The sequence below is a fragment of the Nitrospira sp. BLG_2 genome (assembly GCF_049222245.1).
This window is the reverse complement of the sequence record NZ_JBLYIG010000587.1, coordinates 1-3,537: the sequence shown is the minus strand read 5'-3', so window position 1 is coordinate 3,537 and position 3,537 is coordinate 1. Positions and strand designations below refer to the sequence as shown.

The 3,537-nt window shown below is 55.8% G+C and carries 3 protein-coding genes; all 3 read left to right on the top strand.

Annotation, left to right across the window (positions count from 1 at the left end; all coding sequences use genetic code 11):
* Positions 1–229 (top strand): DUF4258 domain-containing protein (locus ACOSYY_RS15665; RefSeq protein ID WP_421663546.1); only part of this gene is annotated, 229 nt, incomplete at its 5' end.
* Positions 226–450 carry a DUF2283 domain-containing protein gene (locus ACOSYY_RS15660; RefSeq protein ID WP_421663545.1) on the top strand — a complete coding sequence of 75 codons (225 nt, stop codon included), beginning with the start codon at positions 226–228 and terminating at the stop codon, positions 448–450. The genes ACOSYY_RS15665 and ACOSYY_RS15660, both read left to right, overlap by 4 nt.
* A gap of 16 nt (positions 451–466) precedes the next feature.
* A complete protein-coding gene (locus tag ACOSYY_RS15655; protein ID WP_421663544.1) occupies positions 467–3,148 on the top strand; it encodes a DEAD/DEAH box helicase in 2,682 nt (893 codons plus the stop codon).
* Positions 3,149–3,537 lie beyond the last annotated feature (389 nt).

Here is a 3,537-nt window from a genome sequence, read left to right as displayed (position 1 = left end):
ACAGGAGAGTTTGCGCAAACGTCCGGTCATTCGCACGGAGTGGATCGAACAGGTTCTGAAAGTGCCTCAACTGGTCGAGACAGATTCAGTAGACATAGAGTTGGAGCATCGCCTGGGTCGTATTCAGGAGTACGATGGACGGGTATTGCGCGTGATCGTCAAGAAAGACACCAATCCACTACGGATCATCACGTTGTATTTTGATCGAAGGATGAGGAGGCGGTTATGAAACTCAAGGTCGATGAAGAGGCTGATGCGCTGCATCTCCAATTGGTTGATGTTCCGGTGGAGGAGTCGGAAGAGGTCGCGCCCGGCGTGATCGTGGACTATGACGAAGCCAATCAAGTGGTCGGCATTGAAGTGCTCTATCTCTCAAAACGACCACATCCGGTCAATTTGATGGATTTTCAGTTCGAGACTCGACCCAAGAAGCTCGCTTCGGCCAGTTAGGGGAGTCGCGTTCCCTATGAACCGCCACGTCAATGCCATCGCCGGTCGACTGAGTCTGCGGCCTCCACAGCGGATGTCGCTCGAAATGCTCGACCGAGTCACGGAGATGGTTCCGCCCAAGAAGAACGCCGATTTGGCTACAGCCCTGGCTGCGATCAAGAGCGAGTTTCCCACGGTCACTGACTTTGAGCGCGAGTTTCCGTCGCTCTGCTTTGCGCTGGCGACCGGTGTTGGGAAAACCCGCCTCATGGGCGCCTTCATCAGTTATCTGCATCAGGTGCATGGGATCAATCACTTTTTTGTGCTGGCGCCGAACCTGACGATCTACAACAAGCTGATCACCGACTTTACGCCCAACACGCCAAAATACGTCTTCACCGGAATTGCCGAGTTCGCGACGGAACCGCCGACGATCATCACGGGAAATAACTATGAATCAGGGGTAGCCGCCCGTCTGACCTCTCTCCCAGGGTTTGGCCAAGAGGTTCATATCAACATCTTTAATATCTCGAAGATCAATTCGGAAGTTCGGGGGGGCAAAGCGCCACGAATCAAACGGCTCTCCGAATACATTGGCCAGAGCTATTTCGAGTACCTGGCAGGCCTCGATGACCTCGTGCTGATCATGGATGAGTCGCATCGCTATCGGGCATCGGCAGGGGTGAGGGCGATCAATGAATTGAAACCGGTTCTCGGATTGGAACTGACTGCGACGCCATTTGTGGAATCGAGTAAGGGACTCGTGTCCTTCAAGAACGTCATCTATGACTACCCCTTGGCCAAGGCAATGGGCGATGGCTTTGTGAAAGAACCGGCGGTGGTGACGCAGAAGAATTTCAATCCTGCTCAGTTCGGCACTTCCGAGCTGGAGAAGATCAAGCTCGAAGATGGCGTCCGCGTTCATGAGAACACGAAGGTTGAGTTGGAGACCTATGCCCGCCAAACAGAGCAACGCACGGTCAAGCCCTTCATGCTCATCATTGCCCGCGATACGACCCACGCCGGGCAGTTGATGCAGCTGATTCAGTCCCCCCAGTTCTTCGAAGGGTGGTACAAAGATAAAGTCATTCAGGTCGATTCCAGCAAGACCGGCGCGGAAGAAGACGAAATGGTCCAGCGTCTATTGGCAGTGGAAAGTTCGGACGAGCCGACCGAGATCGTCATTCACGTGAACATGCTCAAAGAAGGCTGGGACGTGACGAACCTCTACACGATCGTTCCGCTTCGGGCTGCCAACGCTCGGACGCTGATTGAACAGTCCATCGGACGTGGTCTCCGCCTTCCTTACGGGAGACGCACCGGCGTGAGTACGGTAGACCGGCTGAATATCATTGCGCATGATCGCTTCCAGGAAATCATCGATGAGGCGAATAGACCCGATTCGGCAATTCGTTTGACGCAGGTCATTTTGGACCCGGCAACTGACCTTCAAAAGACCCGCACGGTGGTGGCTCAGTCGAAAATTGAGGAACAGCTAAGCGGGATTGAGACGACAGGAATGCCCGGCGCACCCACTCCCGCGACTCCAACCTTTTCGAGCGATGCAGAGAGGGCACTTGCCCAGGCGACGTATCAGGTAATCCAGCGCGAGAACTTGCCGGCATCGAGCTATCTCTTGAAGCCGGAGGTTCAATCGAGGATCGCGGAAGAGGTGAAGGCATGGATTACGCCGGCTCAGCAGGCCTTGCCCGGCTTGGCTGACGCTCCAAACATCGCCGCCGTGGTCAAGAAGACGGCTCAACTGGTTGTGCAACAGACCATCGATATTCCCCGCATACTCGTGGTGCCGAAAGGAGAGGTCACAACAGGGTTTCATGCCTTCACGCTGGACTGTTCGAGTATCCGCTATCAGCCGGTGGAGCGAGACTTACTGATCCAGCACCTACGGACCAATCAGCAAGAGACGCTGAGCTCCGGTGGACAGATGCAGCCGGAACAACGGCTGGAGGATTACGTGGTTCGCGGGCTCGTCGATTACGACGACATTTCCTATGACGAACAGGCCGAGTTGCTGTACGACCTGGCCGGCCAGGTGGTTAAACATGCTCGCTCTTACCTCTCGGAAGACGACACCAGAAATGTCCTGATCTACCATCAAAGGCAGTTGGCGGCATTTGTGTACGCCCAAATGAAGGCGCACGAGTGGGAAAAGGCGACCGGGTACGATGTGGTGGTGAGCAAGGGTTTCATGGGCTTGAAGCCCAGCGCATACACAGCCAAAGACGGCGAGTCGATTCAGGACTTTCGTCAGACGGTCGAAGATCGAGGACGGATTGGACAGCTACTCTTTGGCGGATTTCAGCGCGGCCTCTATTCGATTCAGAAGTTCGATTCCGACACTGAACGACGGCTGGCCGTAATTCTCGACCGTGATTCTCAGAAGTGGTTCCGACCCGCCGCAGGCCAATTTCAAATCTCCTACAAACTTGGGATTTCGCAGCATGACTACCAACCAGATTTTGTGGCGGAAACGGCGGACTGCATTTACATGCTGGAGCCAAAGGCCAAGAATGACATGACCTCACCGGAAGTCTTGGCCAAGAAAGACGCCGCTGTTCTGTGGTGCAACCGCGCCACGACCCACGCCCTCAGCAACGGCGGCAAGCCGTGGAGGTATGTCTTCATCCCCCACGACGCCATCGCGGAGAATATGACGCTTGGCGGGTTAGTTACTCAGTTTGCGGTTGGAGCTTCGTAGTTGAACAATTTGGTAGCGCCTGCTCGAACGGGTGGGCGAGGATTGAAACCCTCCTTGTCTCAACGGGCGGAGGCCGGCGACAGTAGCGCCCGCTCGAAAGGGCGGGCCCTTCGGCAGGGCTCAGGACAGGCGAGGATTGAAACATCCCTTCAGATCCACCACCTGCACGGCGGTCACTAGCCGGATTCCACGGCGGCAATGCCCCATCTACATTGAAGGACGCGCGCAACTGCGTAGCCCGCTGGGCAGCGGCGCCGGACGGTGAAACAGGGAGACAGGGGGCGCGAGGGATCGGGGAAGAGCACTGGTTTGTTCATGCGGACGTGCTCGGGAAATAGGGAGCAAGTCTTTCAGCGCAGGTCGATGAATTGTTCAGCGGAAATTTCGGC